Source organism: Tolypothrix bouteillei VB521301 (assembly GCF_000760695.4).
Taxonomy (GTDB): Bacteria; Cyanobacteriota; Cyanobacteriia; order Cyanobacteriales; family Nostocaceae; genus Scytonema; species Scytonema bouteillei_A.
In genome coordinates this window covers 9,134,426-9,155,639 of record NZ_JHEG04000001.1, presented here as the reverse complement: position 1 = coordinate 9,155,639, position 21,214 = coordinate 9,134,426, and the positions used below count along the sequence as shown (strand labels likewise).

At 41.2% G+C, this 21,214-nt stretch carries 16 protein-coding genes; 8 read left to right on the top strand and 8 right to left on the bottom strand.

Going from position 1 to position 21,214, the window contains the following annotated elements:
* Positions 1–74: 74 nt before the first annotated feature.
* Positions 75–1,061 (bottom strand): SDR family oxidoreductase, encoded by a 987-nt coding sequence (locus tag HC643_RS37425; protein WP_038085128.1) that lies wholly within the window; start codon positions 1,059–1,061, stop codon positions 75–77.
* 148 nt (positions 1,062–1,209) lie between these two features.
* Complete coding sequence (petM, locus tag HC643_RS37420) at positions 1,210–1,314, bottom strand: cytochrome b6-f complex subunit PetM (protein WP_038085124.1); 105 nt, start codon at positions 1,312–1,314, stop codon at positions 1,210–1,212.
* Positions 1,315–1,504: 190 nt separating this feature from the next.
* On the opposite strand from petM, the gene pdxA reads away from it, so the two are divergent.
* Complete coding sequence (gene pdxA / locus HC643_RS37415) at positions 1,505–2,563, top strand: 4-hydroxythreonine-4-phosphate dehydrogenase PdxA (RefSeq protein ID WP_050045500.1); 1,059 nt, start codon at positions 1,505–1,507, stop codon at positions 2,561–2,563.
* A 148-nt stretch (positions 2,564–2,711) separates the two neighbouring features.
* Positions 2,712–3,242 (top strand): hypothetical protein, encoded by a 531-nt coding sequence (locus HC643_RS37410; RefSeq protein WP_038085119.1) that lies wholly within the window; start codon positions 2,712–2,714, stop codon positions 3,240–3,242.
* Positions 3,243–3,296: 54 nt separating this feature from the next.
* On the opposite strand, the gene HC643_RS37405 is transcribed toward HC643_RS37410, so the two are convergent.
* Complete coding sequence (locus HC643_RS37405) at positions 3,297–5,567, bottom strand: hypothetical protein (RefSeq protein ID WP_038085117.1); 2,271 nt, start codon at positions 5,565–5,567, stop codon at positions 3,297–3,299.
* Positions 5,568–6,254: 687 nt separating this feature from the next.
* Here HC643_RS37405 and HC643_RS37400 point away from each other — a divergent pair.
* Positions 6,255–6,704, top strand: coding sequence for a rhodanese-like domain-containing protein (locus HC643_RS37400; RefSeq protein ID WP_038085115.1), 450 nt, complete (start codon positions 6,255–6,257; stop codon positions 6,702–6,704).
* A 41-nt stretch (positions 6,705–6,745) separates the two neighbouring features.
* On the opposite strand, the gene HC643_RS37395 is transcribed toward HC643_RS37400, so the two are convergent.
* The 3 genes from HC643_RS37395 to trpB all read right to left on the bottom strand — a co-directional run bounded on the left by HC643_RS37395 (position 6,746) and on the right by trpB (position 9,860).
* The gene (locus tag HC643_RS37395) at positions 6,746–7,369 is read right to left on the bottom strand and encodes a ribonuclease H-like domain-containing protein (protein ID WP_038085113.1); all 624 of its coding nucleotides are present in this window, start codon (positions 7,367–7,369) and stop codon (positions 6,746–6,748) included.
* Between the two features lie 109 nt (positions 7,370–7,478).
* On the bottom strand, positions 7,479–8,024 hold the full coding sequence (locus HC643_RS37390; RefSeq protein WP_038085111.1) for a CAP domain-containing protein: 546 nt from the start codon (positions 8,022–8,024) through the stop codon (positions 7,479–7,481).
* Positions 8,025–8,618: 594 nt separating this feature from the next.
* Positions 8,619–9,860, bottom strand: a complete 1,242-nt coding sequence (trpB, locus tag HC643_RS37385; RefSeq protein WP_038085192.1) for a tryptophan synthase subunit beta — start codon at positions 9,858–9,860, stop codon at positions 8,619–8,621.
* A 103-nt stretch (positions 9,861–9,963) separates the two neighbouring features.
* Here trpB and HC643_RS37380 point away from each other — a divergent pair, with 103 nt between their 5' ends.
* Both HC643_RS37380 and HC643_RS37375 read left to right on the top strand, forming a co-directional pair.
* Positions 9,964–10,314: a translation initiation factor gene (locus HC643_RS37380; RefSeq protein WP_038085109.1), complete on the top strand. Its 351-nt coding sequence runs from the start codon at positions 9,964–9,966 to the stop codon at positions 10,312–10,314.
* Positions 10,315–10,415: 101 nt separating this feature from the next.
* Entirely contained in the window at positions 10,416–10,580 is a 165-nt protein-coding gene (locus tag HC643_RS37375; protein WP_038085107.1) for a YqaE/Pmp3 family membrane protein, read from the top strand.
* Positions 10,581–11,362: 782 nt separating this feature from the next.
* Here the strand turns inward: HC643_RS37375 and HC643_RS41875 are convergent.
* Positions 11,363–11,560 carry a hypothetical protein gene (locus HC643_RS41875; protein WP_237266034.1) on the bottom strand — a complete coding sequence of 66 codons (198 nt, stop codon included), beginning with the start codon at positions 11,558–11,560 and terminating at the stop codon, positions 11,363–11,365.
* A gap of 1,355 nt (positions 11,561–12,915) precedes the next feature.
* On the opposite strand from HC643_RS41875, the gene HC643_RS42735 reads away from it, so the two are divergent.
* Positions 12,916–13,143, top strand: a complete 228-nt coding sequence (locus HC643_RS42735) for a helix-turn-helix domain-containing protein (RefSeq protein WP_082051646.1) — start codon at positions 12,916–12,918, stop codon at positions 13,141–13,143.
* An 88-nt stretch (positions 13,144–13,231) separates the two neighbouring features.
* Here the strand turns inward: HC643_RS42735 and nifJ are convergent, their stop codons facing one another.
* Positions 13,232–16,897, bottom strand: a complete 3,666-nt coding sequence (gene nifJ / locus HC643_RS37365) for a pyruvate:ferredoxin (flavodoxin) oxidoreductase (protein WP_050045503.1) — start codon at positions 16,895–16,897, stop codon at positions 13,232–13,234.
* Between the two features lie 1,472 nt (positions 16,898–18,369).
* Between nifJ and HC643_RS37360 the strand changes: the two genes are divergently transcribed.
* Positions 18,370–20,046 carry a hybrid sensor histidine kinase/response regulator gene (locus HC643_RS37360; RefSeq protein ID WP_050045563.1) on the top strand — a complete coding sequence of 559 codons (1,677 nt, stop codon included), beginning with the start codon at positions 18,370–18,372 and terminating at the stop codon, positions 20,044–20,046.
* Positions 20,047–20,151: 105 nt separating this feature from the next.
* Positions 20,152–21,153, top strand: coding sequence for an S-layer homology domain-containing protein (locus tag HC643_RS37355; protein WP_038077241.1), 1,002 nt, complete (start codon positions 20,152–20,154; stop codon positions 21,151–21,153).
* Positions 21,154–21,214 lie beyond the last annotated feature (61 nt).

Sequence of the window (21,214 nt, the reverse complement as noted above, 5' to 3'; positions counted from 1 at the left end):
TGGACTATTTTTGTCCTTGTGTTATTTGTCTTCAGCCATCGGTCAATCGTGTAACCGGGATTAACCAACGACCACTAACTGTTAACTTTTTTAAAGGGTGTTTTTTTGGGTTTTTGTTTTTTAGTGTTGGTTTGCTCGTAATCTATTTCTTTAAGTTTTTTCATTATACGACTGAAGTACTCTTGTAAGTAAGTTTCTAAAGTTGTTGTTTCGTTGCGCTCCAATCCAAAGGTTGTGTAAACTTCATCCATAGACGCTGTCAGGGGCTTACCGCTTGCCAAAACCTCTGTAAAAGCCAGCCGATCTGCTACATTCCATCCCCACTGGAAAAACCGCAAGGCACGACGCATGGTGCGGAGCAAGTTAATGGGCATTCGCGTGATCCTAGCTTCTTTTCCGGCTAGGCGTTCGCAAAGACTGATAATTTCCTCTGCACTCCAAGCACGAGTTCCAACGACAGGAAAAGCTTTTTTCTCCGTTTCTGGCACTTTCAAAGCCCGAATAGCGAATTTGGCAATATCTTGAGTATCCATGTAAGCAATGGGTGAAGATTCACCTGTTACCCAAACAGGCTGTCCTTCCAAGACAGGAATTCCATACTGACCGATTAAGCCTTGCATGAAACCGGCCAAACGCAATATGGTGTAGTTTAAACCTGACTCTGCCAAAAACAGTTCCGTACACCGCTTAATTTCCATTAATGGCACTTCTGGGTATTTGTCAGCATCCAAAATGGAGAAAAAGATAAACCGCTCTACACCAGCAGCACGCGCAGCTTGGATCAGAGAGACTTTACCTTCCCAATCTACCTGTTTAATACTGAGAGAATCTGTAGGACGAGATGTTGCCGCATCAATAACTGCGGTTACACCCTCAAGTGCCGATGTTAGTGTTTCGGGGTAAGACAAAGAACCAGGTACTAACTCTGCTCCCCACTCTTTAAGAAACGCGGCTTTCTTTGCACTCCGGACAAGACAACGAACTTTATAACCTTCGTCGAGCGCACGACGAGCTACTTGCCTTCCCAAGGTGCCAGTGGCACCAACTATTAATAATGTCATGAGAGTTTGTAACAAAAATTATTATAGAATATTATCAGAATAACTCATGTCAACAAAAATTTACAAAAGAAAGCATCAAGGATAAAAAGCCAGTAGTTGAAACCTCGACCTGCATTTTATCCTTAATACTTTATCCTTGTTCAGGCGGTTACTCTTCTGCTCCTTGGATTTTTAACAACAACGTACCTAAAGCCCAGCCTACAAAGATCAAACCGAAAGACAGTAGAGCTGCATTAAACATTTCGCCGCCCATAAGCGCAAATCTCCTTTGTAAAGTGTTTCATTAAGTTAAGTTTACCAGATGCTTGAAAGCGCTCCTGTATGATTAGACTTATGTTAACGATTGTAAAGGAAGAGGATTTGGCGATAAGGGGGACAAGGGAGATAAGGAGATAAGGGGGACAGGATAGAATACTCATGCCCAATCCCTAATTCCTAACATTATGCGTAAATTACGTTTGGCACTAACATTGGGAGACCCAGCAGGAATCGGTCCGGAAGTTATTCTAAAAGCTTTAGCAGACCCAGCAGTAGGCAAAAACTGCGAGATTACAGTAATAGGAAATCGAGAATTAATAGTAAAAAATTATATAAGTTTTTCTAAAACTGCGAATTCAGAACCATTGGTCAATCCAGAAAAACTTTCCATTCTTAATGTAGCAGCAGCTTTGCCTTTTCAAGATAATATCGTTATCGGTCAGGGTAATGCAGCTAGTGGGTCAGCAAGTTTTGCTTACATGGAAGCAGCTATCAGTCATACTCTTGCAGGTCAATTTGATGCAATTGTGACAGGTCCAATCGCAAAATCAGCATGGAAAGCAGCAGGATATGATTACCCAGGTCAAACAGAACTTTTGGCAGAAAAGTCAGGTGCAAAACGCGTGGGGATGTTATTTGTAGCGCGATCGCCTCATACAAACTGGTTACTTCGGACATTGCTAGCAACAACACATATCCCCCTCAGTCAAGTCCCGCAATTTCTGACACCGGAACTTATGACGGCAAAACTGGATTTGTTGGTAGAGTGTTTGGAAAAAGACTTTGGGTTAAAAAAAGCGAGAATTGCGATCGCAGGTTTAAACCCTCACAGTGGGGAACAGGGACAGCTAGGACGCGAAGAACAAGAATGGTTAATACCCTGGATAGAGCAAGAGCGTAAAAATCGTCCAAACTTACAAATAGACGGTCCGATTCCACCAGATACAATGTGGGTCAAACCCGGTCAAGCTTGGTACGGAAATGGCACAATCCAAAATCCCGCCGATGCTTACCTTGCTTTGTACCACGATCAAGGTTTAATTCCAGTAAAACTGATGGCGTTCGATCGCGCCGTCAATACATCTATAGGTTTGCCTTTCATTCGGACATCCCCAGATCACGGTACTGCATTTGATATTGCAGGTAAAGGCATAGCCGATGCAACAAGTATGAAAGCAGCAATAGAGCTTGGAGTATTCCTGGCGAGCGAGCGATTGAAAGCAAAAATAGGGACTAAGGACTAGGAACACCGGGACAAGGGAGAGGGGGGAGACAAGGGGGACAAGGGAGAAGTACTAATCTCCAATTCCTAGAAAAAATTGAATAACTATAGCAATGAGAACCAGTAATGATACGATTGTCCACGGTGTCTTCTAGCCAAAAGGGGCAACGATGAGTAACAGAAGTAACCTCCTTCGTAACGTACTAATTGGTGCTGGAGTTGCAGCAGTTGGTGCTATTGGAACCAAAGCAGCCGTTGATTATTTCAAGAATCGGGGGCAAGAAGAAGTTGTTGGGACGCGAGGTGGTGATGAAGCTGATGCCGAACCAACCTCTCCAGAAGAAGTTGCTTATGCGACAGTTGAACCAAGTTCGGTTCAAGATTTTCTAGACAAAAGTTTTGGCGATCCCGGTCGTTATGTTCCCACTCGTCCACCAAAAGTATTTGATTATCAGGGCCAACAATACATGGTGATTTGGGCGCGTGACAACAAGCAAAACAAAAATCAGATGTTGGCTTTTGCTTATGTAGACCAAAATCGCAAAATGATTGCTAGTGTTGGGTATACCAATGACAAAACAGACTACAATCTCAATCTGGGTGGTACACCTTTTGCCGTTGAAGTTAACGGTCAACAACTGACGTCAGGGCAATCAGAAACTGGTGGCACTGATGAAGTTGATTTTGTTCTGGCTGCTTAGTTAATATCAATTAATGTTATCCCCGACTCATCTTACGGTGTTGTCGGGGTATCGCTAGGTTTTTATGGAATAAACGTGGTGTTTAATAGCTTGTAGACGACGGGTTTGCCAACTTTTACTTGTAGTTTCATCACGCACTACTGAACTACTAGGAAGTTGAAAATCAAAATTTTGGAAAGCCCAAAGAATTTGCTGTCCTGTAGTACGGTACACAACACCATTCTCACGTAGTAGAATCTCGCGGTTAATCATTAAGTCGTTAACTTTATTAAATACTTTAAATAGTGAAATATGCCAAGTGTTCGGTTTATCGAAATCACCACGCACGCTGCCATAGTTAAAGCTGATTTGCTCGGTTTTGATATCCCAAAATACATACCACATCATTCGGTAAGCCAAACCACGGAAAAAAGTGTCATCGGGATCGACTCCTGCTTTCTGTAAAGTTAGGGTATCGAAGTCAGTCAGACAATCCATCCATAAGGGCAAATAATTCAGCTTGGCGAGAAGATTTGGACCCGTGCGATGGATTCCGAATACTCCAATGTCTTCTCCACAGTAGCGGTAGCCAATTTTTTGCATTTCTGCCATCAATTTTAAGTGGGCATGGTACTGTGAAAGAATGGCTGCAGCTGGTTCTTTTGCAGGACGTTGGGTAAATAGTTGCTGATTGTTGTTTGTAGCTGGCTCTCTGGCACTACTATCTGCAAGTTGGATAAAGTGGAATTTATCGCTAGAGAGATTGGTTGAACTATCTAAGAAAATAGCTTCAAGCCCTATTTCATCATGTGCTTGCTTCCAACGCTTAAGCCAGTATTCTCGTATAACTGGATCTCGTAAATTGAGTACGGCGAAAACTGGCGTGTAGTGATCGGCTTCAATAGCATTGGACGGATTGCGAACAAAAGGATCTTGCGATCGCTCTATGGCTTCCATTATCGATCCTTCTTTCGGTAAATAATCAAGACGATTTTTTACACCATTGCGATCCCATTGTTTGAGACCAAAAGTGGATAAAGCTGTATTACCCCACATCTGAACTATGGCACCACCAGCTTTTGTTTTATTACAAAAATTCCGCAAATTTTCTTCACCAACTGAATCTGCAACCTTCAGGTCAATCGTGCATGCCATATTCCCGACCCCAAAGGTATTCATATTATTTTGGAAATGGTTTGCTAAAGCAACCATTTTGACACCACTGGCTAGTAGTTTTGGCAGTGCCACTTCGGTATAACGTTTTAAATTGGCATTATCCCATTGTTCGATCAGCGCGTAAGTTGTTATTCGTTCGCGACGCATACCTATGTCAGCGTGCAGTGTTTCGTGTACTAGTTCTCTTACTGCTTCATAGGCATTGGTTTGCTCAACGCGATCCAGTTTGCCTGGGGACCACAACACCTCCATCGGTGAGGTAACTAATTCTTGACCCAGATCGCTACAGTGTTGGTGCCAGTGTATAATTTCATCAATACCACGCGGTTTTTCAAATAGCGAACGGATATGACTGGCTTTCGTTGCCCAAGTGACTAACGTACCGGATGGTCCTGATGTAAAGGTAAAGCCTTGTAAAGCTGTTTGCAGTGGTACAAATTGAAAGACACTGGGATTTTTAGCAGAAGGCAGATACCATTCAGTAGAGTAAAATTCTTCTACTGAATGAATGGACGCAATAGAAGGTGCAAAAGAGTTACGCATCCAAAACTCATTACCTACTGCACGACCATCCAGTTCCCAAGTAGCTCGATCGAGTATTTTGTAAATAGGAATGCTTTGGCTTTGGTAGCGATATTGATAACTCAAGCCTGTGTATTTGCGATCGCCTATGTTACGTGTAACCGGACGAATTTCTAACCATAAAGCAGTATCAGTGGCTTTTTGTGGTTCAGCAGCCCAATCGGATGTGTTGTAGCGGTTCCGAACAGTATGGAGCATCCACTCCATCAGACCACCTTCACGGTAATGCATGGAGAATTTTAGCTGAACTAAATTATTTGTAATATTTTGTTGTGCAATCGTATAATTGTAAAGACTTACTGCGCTAGGATTACAAATTTCAACGAACATTGGTCTTCTTCCACTTCGCAATAAGACATTTTCAGCCTTGATTTGACCAATACCAAGAAATTCATCATTATGCGTGACTAGTTCTAGTGAGATACCATTAGCCAATGCGATCGGTTGTCTGAATGACACTGCTGTTTCTTCTGAAGGCTTTACAGGCGAAGCCATTGTCTGCCTGCCCCGATTCAAGATTCCCACGATACCGCCAACAACTCCTGAAAGTGTTCCCAGCAAAAACTTACGGCGGTTAGCATCCTTCATACAACGTCTATTATTCGGCTAGTCTTTTGCTTGAGTATAACCGAATACTTTATCTTTTTTGATAAAGAAAATTGGAGTTGGGCAGTGTATATAAAATTAAGTTAAAAATGCATTACTTAAGTAAATCTTCTTTGAGACAGACGAAGTTAAATTTGATTAATTTGGTGTTTTAATAATTTTAATGACATGGACTTGCAAAAATATTATTTATATGCAGAAGATAAATTCAAACAATTGTTCTTCAGCCTATCTAATTTTCCAATTCTAAAGTCAAGTCTATATTTTATAATTTTGAACAATTTCCGGATTGAAACAGTAAATTTTTTTGACCGCTTCCGAATCTCCAGAAGATAACCAAAAGACGTAGTAGCACTGGTCATTTTAGGACAGAAAGGAAGTATTTGCATTATGTTGTACTTGCAGCATTACTTATAGAAAAAGAAATCGATTGATTATTTAAATATCCTGCTTTTAACCAAGAATATTAACTGGTCACAGGTTAGGGGTCATTGTTAATAGCAGGTCTACCATTAGGCATAAATTCAGAATTTTCATTCTCCAGAAAGAGCAATCCACGCCATTTTGTTAGATACATTTCTTGCAGTGCATAAAATTCTTGCAACTTCTTTTGTCAACTTACGCCTAAAGTCTTTTGCAAGGTAGTCTAATACGTTACAGAGGATACTCATGACTAACAAACTAGTAGACAACATCATTCCACAACAGCCCCCCATTGACTCACAGTCTGATGTTCATGTTCTCAAGTCTCGTTTGGAATGGGGCGAACCTGCTTTCACAATTTTAGATGTGCGCGATCGCAACGCCTTCAACCAAGGTCACATCATGGGTGCGATGCCCTTCCCTCAAAACGAGTTGGTAGACCGTGCAGAATCCATAGCAAAAAGCCGTGATATCTACGTTTACGGTGAAAGTGACGAACAGACTGCTCAAGCGGCACAACAATTAAGAAGCGCTGGTTTTGTACACGTATCTGAACTCAAAGGCGGTTTGGCTGCATGGAAAGCAGTTGGAGGTCCTACTGAAGGAATTATCGAATCCAGAACACCTGCTGGTGCAGATGACTATAACGTTGTAGATCGTTTGAAGAATCACGCAGAAACCCAGCAAAAAGGGTAGTCCTAACGGTGACCAGTAACCCTGGTCACTGTAACAACACCCTAATGTTCAAACACATCCTTAAATTGCAGTAAATCTAAAGAAACTATAGTTGGCAAACACTCAAAACATTCTAGGGCGATTGCATACCGTTCTTCACGTTTGAGCATATCGACGAGTTTTTGCCGCGCACCTATTAAATAACGTACATCATTAGCAGCATAATTCAGTTGTGCTTCTGATAGATTGGCAGCATTTCCCCAATCAGAACTTTGAGAGCTTTTGTCTAATTCTACTTTTTCCAACTCTTGCACCAAATCCTTCAGCCCGTGACGTTGGGTATAAGTACGTGCTAACTTACTGGCTATCTTAGTACAAAAAACGGGTTGGATATAAATGCCTAAGCTATAACGTATCGTCGCCAGATCGAAACGTGCAAAGTGAAATATTTTAAGGACGTTTGTCGCTTCCAACAGCTTTTTTAAGTTAGGAGCCTCTGTTTGTCCCTTAGCAATACGGATTGCAGTCACTCTACCATCTTTGTTGCATAATTGGACAAGACATAAGCGATCGCGTTGTGGAAGTAACCCCATCGTTTCGGTATCTACAGCAATTTCATCGTTTTGTAGATAATGGGATAAAGTAGCGTCAGTGAGGTCGCGATCGCAAACCTGAAAATCTTCCATGAATTATCAGCAGTTAGGTTAGACATCTATATTATCTAATGGCTAATAGCTAATAGTTAAGAGAGTTTTGACCATTAGCAATTAACCATTAGCCGTTAGCAATTTTAATTTATCTCATGCGAATAAAAATCTGTGTCAGGTACACTTCACCATCGCTGTTAGTAGCGACACCAATACCCGTCAGATTGTAATTCCCCTTAATATTCTTTAGATGTGCGGGGCTTTTCAGCCAACTTGTCACAGCTTCCTTAACCGGATCGTTGTAGCCTTGGTTAAAAGCGAGATTTTCTGATGCGCTTCTGTAGCGAAGGGGAATAGCATCAACTCTTCTTCTAAACCCTTGGTGACTGAATGGGGCTTTGCGTCTAGCCATATTTTGACTGTGAATCCTAGCTTGTCGAGTAATTCTTGGATTTAAAGTCAGCTTTCGCAAACCCTTAGAAACCCGGTACCGATTAATTTGGTCAAAAACTGATTTTTCCAAATCAGTTGTTTTAAAGGTAGAGAATGATTTAACCTGGCTTGATGGAATTGATACCGATTTACTTTGGGTTGCTTTTTGTTTGGAAGAGTAACCCGCTAGTAAACTCGTTGGTAATCCACTGGCAAGGACAAGCATACTTAAAGCAATGCCAAAAGCAGTTTGTCGAAACATGGAGTGTTAAATAACGTATAAGTTTAAGAGACACAATCCCTGATTTTTTGTTTCTTGAGATACCAGTATGGTTTATGGTAACCAGCAAGTTAGGAAATATTTACATATTCCAAAAGCTTCGTCAAGAGCCGCTTAATATAATTCAAGTTAATTTTTAAAACAAACACAGCTAAAATCTCGATTTGATTTTTAAAAAAAACTTAGGATTGCTGTGGATTAATTGTTGACAAAAAACCATCTTAATAAATTAAAAAATGTAAAGACGTGCTACGGCTCACTAAATCCCCTAATGAATTAGGTGACTTTTGAGTATCTTAGCCCCCTTTTTAAGGCTACGGTGGTGTATACAAGTCTTATATAGTGCATTCTGGCAGTTTCGATCCCCCCTAGCCTAAAAAAGGGGGGAATTGGAATCAACTTTCCCTGTTATCCGGTTGTTTCATATTTTTTCTACAGATCTGTATACCACCGTAGCTTTTTAAGGGAGGCTAGGCGTCTCCTCTGGGGTTGGGGGGCAGATGGGGGAATCTATAAGAGTTTGAAAACACTCCCTAGGGGCGATCGTGCAGAAAATCTGATACTTCTCGGACATCCTCATGTGGGATTGAAGTACTTAGCTACGGCTTGTACATCTTTATCCCCGCGTCCGGAAGAGTTAATAACTATCTTGGGACTTCCGCTAAGTTGGGGACACAGGGTTTCTAAATAAGCAAAAGCGTGGGCTGTTTCTAAAGCGGGAATAATTCCTTCCAAGCGTGAAAGCCTTTGAAAAGCAGCCAAAGCTTCTTCGTCAGTCACGCTGTAATATTCAGCACGCCCTATATCCTTCAGGTAGCTGTGTTCCGGACCGACACCCGGATAATCTAATCCAGCACTAATTGAATGAGCTTCAACCACTTGTCCATCTTCACTTTGCAAAAGGTAGCTCATAGCTCCGTGTAATACACCAATTCGTCCTTTTGTCAAGGTTGCTGCGTGTTTGTCAGTGTTAACTCCTTCTCCAGCAGCTTCTACACCAATTAACCGCACGGAAGGTTCGTCTACAAACTCATAGAACAAACCCATGGCATTGGAACCACCTCCCACACAAGCGATCGCAATATCGGGCAAACCACCCCACTTTTCTAGTGCTTGAGCGCGAGTTTCCTGTCCAATCACTTTGTGAAAATCGCGTACAATCATGGGGTATGGGTGAGGACCTGCAACAGAACCCAAAATGTAGTGGGTTGTTTCCACATTTGTGACCCAATCGCGGATAGCTTCAGAAGTGGCATCTTTTAAAGTACCAGTTCCTGCTGACACCGGGCGAACCTCTGCGCCCATCAAACGCATTCTAAAAACATTCAAAGCTTGACGTTCCATGTCGTGAACGCCCATGTAAATAACGCATTGCAACCCAAAACGAGCGCAAACAGTAGCCGTTGCTACTCCGTGTTGTCCGGCACCCGTTTCTGCAATGATTCTCTGTTTGCCCATACGCTTTGCCAGCAAGACCTGACCCAAAGCGTTATTAATTTTGTGAGCACCAGTATGATTTAAATCCTCACGCTTTAAATAAATTTGGGGTCCAGTGCCATCTGGTTTTGCGTAATGTGTACTAAGGCGTTCGGCAAAATATAATGGTGTTGCACGCCCTACATAATCTTGCAGCAACTGTTGCAGTTCTGCCTGAAAAGCAGGGTCATTGCGATACTGCTGATACGCTGCTTCCAACTCAGAAAGAGCTGGCATCAACGTTTCAGGAACATACTTACCACCAAAGCGACCAAAGCGTCCTAGTGCATCAGGAAGTTGAGTAGATGATTGAGAACCCGAAGGTAGGGGAGTAGTAGTCACGGACAAGCTAGAATTACGGAACGACCACAATTATACTAAGACTGCCGATACGGTTTCTCTTAATACTCATTGCCTGTTAGTGGTTCTTTACAAAGTTAACTTTATGCCTTCATCATCAAATCGTAACAACCCTGAAAACCGCTTCGTGTACCAAGAGTTTGGGAATGGTAACTCTGCTGCTTTTGAAAGAGCAACCCCCGACTTGCCACCAGAAAAGCAAAATGTGCGCGTACAAGCAACTCGCGCTGGGCGTAAAGGTAAGACCGTGACTGTGATTACTGGCTTTCAAACAAATCAAGAAACTTTACAAGCTTTACTCAAGCAGTTAAAAACCCAGTGCGGTACGGGTGGCACTATAAAAGAAAATGAACTGGAAATTCAAGGCGACCACAAGCAGAAAATTCTTGAGCTTTTAATTAAGCTTGGTTACAAAGCCAAGATCAGTGGTGGTTAGGACGGTTTACCACACTAGCTTAACCTGATGCTTTAAAAAATAAATGCTATTGTTGATGAGTATACAAATCCTGCTCATTTTAAGACTTACAGGAGGGAGCAATGGATTTAGTTAGGATACTTTGTGCTGTTTTTTTACCGCCGCTTGGAGTGTTCCTACAAGTTGGTATTGGTAAAGATTTTTGGATAAACTTGCTGCTTACTATTTTTGGATTTTATATTCTTGGGCTTGTTCATGCAATCTGGGTGATTGCGAGAAGGGATTAATTTACATAAACTGAATTGTTTTAAGTCACTTATAGGAATCCTAGTTGATTTTTCAAATATACGTAGGTAGTTGCTCTGGAACATAACAGCCTTATTGGTTGGTATTTCCCAGTTGTCTGTCGCAAAAGTTTTGATAGGCTGTCAAAACTTCGCACACCTGGTTCCCAGGTGACAGCCGATCAAAATTAATGGGACAGACCACTACAGTACTTAAAATTTTTTCATCAATGGTTTAAAATGCCTAAAATTAGCCCAAAATTGATTTGAGGGCTAATTTTTTCTTTTAGAGCATCAATTCGATAAGTAACTATTAAGAACGGATAAAAAAGCTTATAATATAAGCTTTTGCGCCTTCTGCCACGCAACTTGCTAGAGCGCGGGAAACCCGCCTACACGACTGGCCTCACGGCCTGCGCGGACTTGATAGAAAGTCCACGTAGGTGGACTTTGTTTGTATAGACGCGATTTTAATCGCTTCGTTTGTATAAACCCGATTTCAATAGCAAACGTGTTTTTTCCAAATTGGGATCTCCCCTTGCTATAGCCTGTGGAACCCTTTTGGGTATCTCCTATGTGCAAACCACACGCTATGCGATGCCAACCTATACCCGTACTATACGCTATCAGCACTGGTTTCACCGTCTATCGCAGTGGCTCCTCTGACGAGCAGACTTTGCTTTTTTATACCAATCACTGCTTGCTGGTTGCTGGTGATTTTATTTTGTAAATTGTTACTGCAAATACTTTTTTTTAAAGTCTTTAATTACAGAATACTTCTATCTTCAGAGTTTGTTTGAGCAACAAGCCAACCTCAATCTGTACTCCACAGTCCAAACACCCAGTACGGCATGGTTTAGGAAAAGTGTTTGGAAAAAGGTTTTAGAAAGCCGAGTCGATAATCTTTTGCGCCTTCTAACTTCTGCTTTTACGTACCAGTCAATAACATCGATCGCTTGTGGCTCATTTTTGAAGTTTTGCATTATACCACAAAGCTGCCTTGACTCGTGTAGCTAATTTTATAATTATGCAGGTTTTATTGTAGCCAGTTTCTTTGTTAGAGAAACTACGAAAGCACCTTGTAATATCAATGCAAATAGTCATATGCTTGTATAGGCTTGCAAAGTCAAAGACCACATAATTCTGGCGCGTCGAAGGGTCTTACTTTAGGTAAGTTAAGCAGTGCTAGCACTTAGTCTCTGTTTATTCCCAGTTGATGACATCATCAGAATATCGAGGTGGCTACCATTACTTTTTCTCGCTCAACTGAATAATCGGTGACTGACAATTAAATATACACTCTTTCAAGATCTGAAATAACCAGACTTGAGTCATGAATTTGCCCTTAAAGTGGCACTTTCCTTAGAGTTACCACCTATAGCAAAAGGAAATGTGATTATGTCAATGGTGAATAGTTCCATAATTCCTTTTAAAACCGTAGGTTTTGAAAATCCTGTAATTCCCAGTAGCAGCTTGAGTTATCAGATGCTCAGTGGTTGAACTATATGCAATTTTAATAGTCTTGTGCCTGTCAACCCGTAGTTGAGACTTTAATACTAGCGTCTAATCGCGGCTCAAGCTATTATCGCAACCAAAATTTATAGATTCACCAAAATCCGATTAATTAACGTCTTGTACCGTCTGGGTTACAGAAGTTGATTTTAATAATCTCCGTTTCACTGCAAAAGCAACACTAGTCTTAGATAGTGAGATTTTCGCAGGGCAAATATCATCATACCTTTCTGCTAACCCTACAGTGGAACTCAACTCTTTTCCTGCTTGAGTTCTAGCTTGAGATGCGACAGAACCTTATGAATGTGAGTACGTAACTCTATATTGCCTGTAAAAAATCTCTCGATTCTCAAGCGAGCGGGGAGTATGAATCCTTTTACCTCACTCATCTTCCTATTCAAAGGTGATAAGTGAAGAGTCCGTATGGCTCAAGATTGGAGTGAAACGTCAAGTCAAGTAACTATCTCGTTTGAAGTTCTCATCTTAAAGCTTTAAACTTCGGTTGCTCTACACAATTCCAGATACAACTGTTACTAAGTCAAAGGATTGAGGATAAAACATTTAATCCATATTATGTATAATTTAGTACTGATTTTTTGGAACAACTTTTTGTACTGCTTTTGCATTCACACTCTTACCATTGTCCTAAAGACTATGCTGACAGCAAAAATTCGCTGTTAAAGATTCATCTTGGTATGAAAGTTTGATGTATAGTTACGGACGCCAAAAAAGGCAGTACCACTCCCAAATAGATGTACTCTTTATACTAATAAAATGACTTAGTACTGAACCTTGAAAGGACTGTAGTATTTTGTTGTTGCAGGTGATGAAAATGCTTTTACAAACAAACAAAAAACAGCCTATTGTCCCCACAGAGTCTAAGTCGCCTTTGCTCACACTCTCTCAAGCTCAAGCGCTCTGCGGACTTTCTCTACAAGCCCTATACGATGCGATTTTCGAGGGAAGGCTACGAGCCAGGATGATTGGTAAAGATTGGAAAATTAGAAGTAGCGATTTAAAAGAATATATCTCTACCTTTAATAGGAATCGGTAAGCAGTTATAGATGAGCAGTAACCAGTGACCGACAATCAGTAACCCGCGCTCGGATAGGGTACTCACTGCTTTCACCATTCCTTATTTCTCAGTCTTGATTTTTGCGTGCAGCTAAGTACTCGTACATTTGCCAGCGTGCATTTACCTCAGCTTGCGCCTCTTCTAGCAAGCGTTTGGCGAGGGCTGGTTTGTTCTTAGTGAGCATCTTGAAACGATTTTCTTGATACATCGAGCCTTCCACCGACTGTTTGGGCGATCGCATATCCAATTGCAACGGATTTTGACCCTGTTTTTGCAAATCGGGATTGTATCGATAAAGCAGCCAACGACCTGATTCCACCAAAACTTTTTGGTGATTCATAGCTGTTACCATATCGATCCCGTGGGCTATACAGTGGCTGTACGCAATAATCAACGATGGACCGTCATAAGCTTCTGCTTCTAAAAATGCTTTGAGGGTATGTTCCGCCTTCGCGCCCATCGCTACGCTTGCTACATAAACATTTCCATAGGTCATGGCAATCAAGCCCAAGTCTTTTTTCGCAGCGGGCTTACCACTAGAAGCAAACTTAGCAACTGCACCTTTGGGAGTGGCTTTAGAAGATTGTCCGCCTGTATTGGAATATACCTCTGTATCCATGACTAAGATATTGACATTGCGACCGCTAGCAAGTACGTGATCGAGTCCGCCAAAGTCAATGTCATACGCCCATCCATCACCACCAACAATCCAAACACTTTTCTTGACTAAATAATCAACTAGTGCTGCTAGCTGTTTTACTTCGGCAATGGGAAAATCAGACATCGAAGAGTGTGTTTTAATTAACTGATGTAGCAAAGATTTGAGACGTTCGACTCGCTGCCGTTGTTGATAAATATCTGCCTCTGACTTTTGCTGTGCAGTTAAAATAGATTGAACCAAATCGTTAGGAATTAATGGTTCAACTTCTCCATTGCCGATTTCGTGTTTTGTATTTCCTAATTTTTTCAGCAGTTCGGTTGCAAATTCAGCCTGCTTATCCAAAGATAAGCGAAAGCCAAAACCAAATTCAGCATTATCTTCAAATAAACTATTTGACCAAGCAGGACCTCTCCCTTCATTATTTGTTGTCCATGGAGTGGTAGGTAAGTTTCCACCGTAGATTGAAGAACAACCCGTAGCGTTAGCGATCGCAGCCCGATCCCCAAACAGCTGTGTTAGCAATTTTAAATACGGTGTTTCACCACAACCAGCACAAGCCCCTGAAAATTCAAATAACGGTTGTTGCAGTTGTTGTTGGCGGATTTGTGTAAGTTTAAGCTGTCGGCGATCGGGATCTGGCAAAGTTAAAAAGAAGTACCAGTTTTCCCGTTCTTGCTCCCGTAAAGGCAATTGTGGCTCCATATTGATTGCCTTGCGTTCTGGGAGAACTTTATTTTTTGCAGGACAAATATCCACACAAATTTGACAACCCGTACAATCTTCTGGCGCGACTTGAATTGTAAACTTTTGTTCTGCAAAATCTTTATCTTTTGCATTGGCAAATTTAAAATTCGCCGGAGCTTTATCCAAAGCATTTGCTTGATAAACTTTACTCCGAATTGCTCCATGAGGGCAAACCATAACGCACTTACTACACTGCACGCAAATGCTGGAGTCCCAAACAGGAATCTCTTGTGCAACATTGCGCTTTTCCCACTTGGCAGTACCTGTAGGATAAGTCCCATCAGGAGGAAATGCGCTTACAGGCAGTTCATCACCCTGCCACAACATAATTTTTCCTAAAACTTCCCGCACGAATTCGGGAGCAGTTGGGAGAGGGGGAGAAGGGGGGAGGGGGAGAAGGGGGGAGGGGGAGAAGGGGGGAGGGGGAGAAAGCTCTGTTTTGTCTTCTTTGTCCCAAAAAACTTTATGCAAGTTTTCTAAAGTCCGATCCACAGCCTCTAGGTTCATGCGAACGACTTCTGTTCCTTTCTTACCATAAGTCTTTTCGATCGCTTGCTTAATTTTAGCGATCGCTTGTTCTTGTGGCAAAACACCTGCAAGTGCAAAAAAACAGACTTGCATGATGGTGTTGATCCTTCCACCCATGCCACTTTCACGAGCGACTTTGTTCGCATTAATAACGTAAAACTTTAACTGCTTGCTAATAATTTGCTCTTGTACTTTCTCTGGGAGATGTTCCCAGACAGTATAAGGATCGTGAGGGCTGTTCAACAAAAATATTGCTCCAAACGCAGCATTTTTTAAAACATCAATACGTTCTAAAAAAAACCACTGATGGCAACCAATAAAGTTGGCTTTCTCAATCAGATAAGTTGAACGAATGAGTTGGGACCCGAAACGCAAATGCGAAACAGTGATGGAGCCAGATTTCTTTGAGTCGTAGACAAAATAGCCCTGGGCATAATTATCGGTTTCTTCACCAATAATCTTAATTGAGTTTTTATTTGCTCCTACGGTTCCATCAGACCCCAACCCATAGAACATTGCTCGTACTACACTGTCTGGTTCAATAGAGAAGTTAGGGTCATGGGTGAGGGAGGTATGACTTATATCGTCATGAATGCCCACAGTAAAGTGGTTTTTCGGTGTTGTTTGGGCAAGATTTTCAAAAATTGCCCAAACCATTGCTGGGGTAAATTCTTTGGAAGAAAGACCGTAACGACCGCTAATGACTTTAGGTAGGGGTGAAATCCTTCCACTACCTCTGGCGTCCCACATTTCATGGAGGGCAGTTACTATATCTAAATATAAAGGTTCGCCAACACTACCTGGTTCTTTTGTACGGTCAAGAACTGCGATCGCTTTCACAGTTGCAGGTAGTACGTCTACAAATCGTTTGGCATCGAAAGGACGGTACAGCCTAACTTTAACAACACCAAATTTTTCACCACGAGCATTCAAATAATCCACTGTCTCATGCACTGTTTCACAACCAGAGCCCATGAGAACGATAATATACTCGGCATTGGATGCACCGTAGTATTCAAAAATGCGATAATAGCGTCCCGTGCGTTCTCCAAATCGATCCATCACTCGTTGGACAATATCGGGACAAGTGCTGTAATAAGGGTTAATACTTTCGCGGGATTGAAAATAGATATCGGGGTTTTGAGCAGTTCCCCGCAAAACGGGACGATCCGGAGTCAAAGCACGATTGCGATGGGCAAGGATCGATTCAAGATCGATAATGGCTTTTAAGTCACTATCGTTTAATAGCTGCACTTTTTGAATTTCATGGGAAGTTCGGAAGCCGTCAAAAAAGTGCATAAATGGCACTCGCGTCCGAAGGGTAGCAGCTTGTGCAATTAGAGCAAAGTCATGGCTCTCCTGTACTGAAGCCGAACACAAAAGGGCAAAACCGGTTGCACGAGCAGCCATGACATCACTGTGGTCGCCAAAAATTGACAGGGCGTGAGTTGCTAAAGCACGAGCAGCAACATGAATCACAGCACTTGTTAATTCACCTGCAATTTTATATAGATTGGGAATCATCAACAGCAATCCCTGCGATGATGTGAATGTCGTTGTCAGGGAGCCTGTTTGTAATGCTCCATGAACAGACGCCGCAGCTCCACCTTCGCTTTGCATCTCAATCACGCTCGGAACAGTACCCCATAAATTGGGACGTCCTTCAGATGACCAGGTATCAGCCCATTCCCCCATTGCAGAGGAGGGAGTAATGGGATAAATAGCAATCACTTCATTTATGCGGTAAGCAACACGGGTAACAGCTTCATTACCGTCTATGGTTGCAAAATTTGTATTCATACTCCTCCTGCTTTGATTGCTACTATCTCCTAAATTTTTCACATTCTTTGTACGCTATTAACTAATAAGTCATTACAGAAAATAATTAGCTTTTAGCAGTTTCAAAATGTGATATGTATTAAACTAATGCTCTAATTCATACATTAATGAAATTAACATTTGTATGAGTGTGCTTGGGCACTAGGTAGGGCTTAGCATAGCTCTCAATTAAACTTTTATATCACTTATTATCTCACCCTAGGAAGAAGATTTATTTGTTTGAATTACTTGTGTACTCAAATTTTAAAAATCTCATTGAGTAAGGGTTTTAGACAATTTTGTTATTTTTTAGGGGTATAGGTGCGGGATTTAATAATTGGTTTTTACGATTCTAAAACTCTTGAACTTGCATAACCTTGCTAAGCCTAGTAAGTAGAGAGGCGCAAAAAAATGAAGTATACAACGAAAAGTAAAATTGCCTAAAAAACTCGTTCCTTCAGCATAGCTACCCTCTGCCATCTGCCTTATCATGACGACAATTTTTAACACTAACCTACTTATATGAAGGGAGAAGTAGAAGCCACTGTGATGGACGGATTCTACAGGGAATGGCACGAAGAAAAGGCAGAGGGCAAAAGGACGGAGAAGATAAAACGGTATCAAGTTTTAAGTTTGTTAATCGTCACTACCATAATTTTTTACATTTGTGGTTCAAAAACATTTTTTAATCACGGTTACATTTACCAAGCATATTGCAATAGCGGCTTAGTGTGTACTCGAAGTACGAACGCGAAGACAATACTTATTTTTCCATCATCACCAGGAGCGGGTTAAGCAGGTAAATACCCAAGGCTACCCCTTTCAATGCGCTTAACCCACGCATCAGGGTAGCTCCCCTACCTCCTTCAAAAATGAAATGGGAGTTCCATAAATGAAATTTAAATCGCTAAATATAATTTAAATATCTCGATTTTTTTTAAAAAATACCGCGTTTTTCTTTTCATTTCTGTTAATTGCCGACTATGTTAAATTTTAGCAATTCTCAATTTCTAGGTATCGAGAAGTTAAGGCTATTTCTTTTAAAAAATCTTTTTCTATACATTTTCTTTTTTTATGTTATATGTTATTCATATAAATTTATTATTTTCTATTTAAATTTTATATAAATTTAAATAGAATCGTAAAATATACGATTTATGAAGTGTAAATTATTGAAGAAAAAGTAAAATTTATTGTCAGATAAAATGTATGAGTTGAAACAATGATTAACGAGTTTTGCATAAAGCAATATTTAACAATTTTTCTAGTTCAAAAAGCAATTGTTATTAATTATGAGATAGGCATTGAGCAGTGGAAAACTATAAGAGCATACTTAATCTCAGAAAACAGAGTCAAAAAATTGTTTTGACTCAAGATTGACCCAACAAGGAGCAGAGGCGGTGAACCAAAAGCAACCACAATCCCTTGAAGATACATTTGCTGATAATAGCAACATGGCAAAACTCATGCGAACTTATTCTAAATTAACCAAGGTGCATCAGAAAAAAGTAGCTCGCAAGCAGCAGTTGTGCGTTAAGGCAAAAACGGTATGTGTAGATGTTGGGAGTATTCTTGAGACTATCACTGGTGCCGTTATTGTAGTGGATTGCGAGTGGCGCTATCTCTATGTCAACTCCGAAGCCGCAAAGCTGATGCAAAAAACTCCACAAGATTTGCTTGGGTTGCAAATGTGGGAAGTGTTTCCAGATATTATAGGAACAAAATTTGAAAGAGAGTATAGGCGATCGCTCACCGAAAAAGTGCCTGTCAATTTTGAAGAGTTTTTCCCGTCCTACAATATGTGGTTGGAAGTTCGGGCGAATCCTTTTGACCAAGGGCTGGCAATTTCTTTTTCAGATATTACCCAGCGCAAAAAAGATGAGCAAGAGCGCTTAGAACTTTTACAACGCGAAAGGGTAGCACGAACTGAAGCTGAATCGGCTAACAGAATTAAAGATGAGTTTTTGGCGGTATTATCCCACGAATTGCGATCGCCCCTCAACCCCATACTGGGTTGGGCAAAAATGCTAAGAACTGGTAAGTACGATCGAATAGCAACTGACCGTGCTTTGGAAACAATCGAGCGGAATGCTAAGTTACAAGCACAACTTATTGAAGACTTGTTAGATGTATCTCGTATTTTACGTGGCAAGTTAGTCTTAAATATCCATCCGGTTAACTTAGTAACAGCAATAGAAGCTGCGATCGAAACAGTACAGTTAGCAGCACAAGCTAAAGCAATCCAAATTTATACAGTTTTAGATTCTCATGTAGGGTTGATATCAGGAGATACAAATCGCCTGCAACAAATCTTATGGAATTTGCTCTCAAATGCTATTAAATTTACACCCAATGGAGGACGAGTAGAAGTCCGCTTGGAACGAGTAGAAGGCGAAGACAAGGGAGACAGGGTAGAAATGATTGAGGGCTACGCGCAAATCACCATAACAGATAGTGGTAAGGGGATTAATCCTAAATTTTTACCCCATGTATTTGAGTATTTCCGACAAGAGAACAGCACTACAACCCGTAAATTTGGTGGGCTGGGCTTGGGGCTAGCTATTGTTAGATACCTAACGGAAATGCATGGTGGCTTGGTAACAGCCCACAGCCAGGGAGAAGGACAAGGAGCAACATTTACCGTCAAATTGCCAATTGTTAGCGCTCCTCAAAACCAACTTGGAGAATCTGAAGATTGCCATTCCCGAGACTCCATTGCCCACTCTTCACTTCAAGGATTGCGAATTCTGATAGTAGATGATGAAGCTGATATTCGACAATTAGTTGCTTTTATTTTAGAAGAGTCAGGAGCCGAAGTCTGTATTACAAAATCAGCCAGTGAAGCACTCGCTGTTATGGAGAAATCAGTGCCAGATCTTTTGGTTTGTGATATCGGTATGCCAGATGTAGATGGTTATATGCTGATGCGTCAGATTCGGGCTTTGCCACCAGAAAAGGGAGGTCAAATGCTAGCAGTTGCGCTGACAGCTTATGCAGGAGAGTACAATCGAAAACAGGCTCTAGCTGCAGGATTTCAGATGCATCTTGCCAAACCTATAGATCCAGATATATTTATAAGGGAAATCTCTCGCATATGCTCTTATATCACAAAAACTAAAGTTTTTAAATAATTTCTAATTTTCCTATACTATACTTAACAATCAAAGTTCTAGCCTTGGAGACAAAAGTGGTTTTATATTAATCCTTATCAGGGATTGAAGTTTTTATAACAAAATATGTCTCCCGATCCGAAGTCATCACAATCGAATCCTCTTGGCTTTGATGAATTCATTGGCATTTTAGTTGCCTTTGCTACTATTGGAGTCATTCTATTCTGGTCATTTTCCCGTAGAGAAGGCTCTAGTTGGAATATGACTGGGCTACAATTACCGTTACCGACAGCCTCAACGTCTCCAAACTCAAGCATTCCACCAGAACAACTCATTCTACGTGGTAACGAACCTACTAAAACTCCATTAGTCCCTCAGGAAGCAACACCTGAAGATGAGTTACCCCCAGTTAGCCAAACAGAGCCCAAGGAATCACCACAAGCACAAATACCTTTGTTAATTGCTCCTGAAATATATTCTGTAGAAGAATATCGCGCAGTGACTCCTTCAGAAAAATTACCAACTATCCCTCCTCCCATTGCATTCACGGATATACCGAGTGACTTTTGGGGGCGTCGCTTTATTGATAAACTTTCTTCCCGTGGAATTATCAAAGGCTTTCCCGATTACTCTTTTAGACCCAACCAGCCCGTCAGCCGTGCTGAATTTGCTGCTATGGTGCAACAAGCCTTTAATACAAAAGTACGTAGCAAGGGACTCTCGTTTGAAGATATATCAGAAAAGTACTGGGCTGCTCCTGCTATCGATCGAGCTATCGGCGCGGGATTTTTAAAAGGTTACCCAGACAAAACATTTAAACCCCAGCAGAAGATTTCTCGAGTGCAGGTGCTAGTTGCTCTTGCAAGTGGATTAAATTTGAAAGAGTCTTCCCCCCCAGGGCAGGTTTTAAATCTTTATGAGGACGTAAAGGATATTCCTCAATATGCGATCGCTAAAGTAACGGCGGCTACTGAAAATAGTATTGTGGTCAACTATCCAGACGCAAAGTTTCTTGCCCCAAATAAAGAAGCTACCCGTGCTGAGGTAGCTGCTATGATTCATCAAGCTTTGGTAAGAACGGGAAGGTTACAACCCATTAAATCTCAAAATGTTGTGACCCTGCCTTAGTAGAGATCAAAGAAAGGGCTGTTAGTAGTTGATGGTTAGTCGTTAGTGGTTGAAGTTTAGT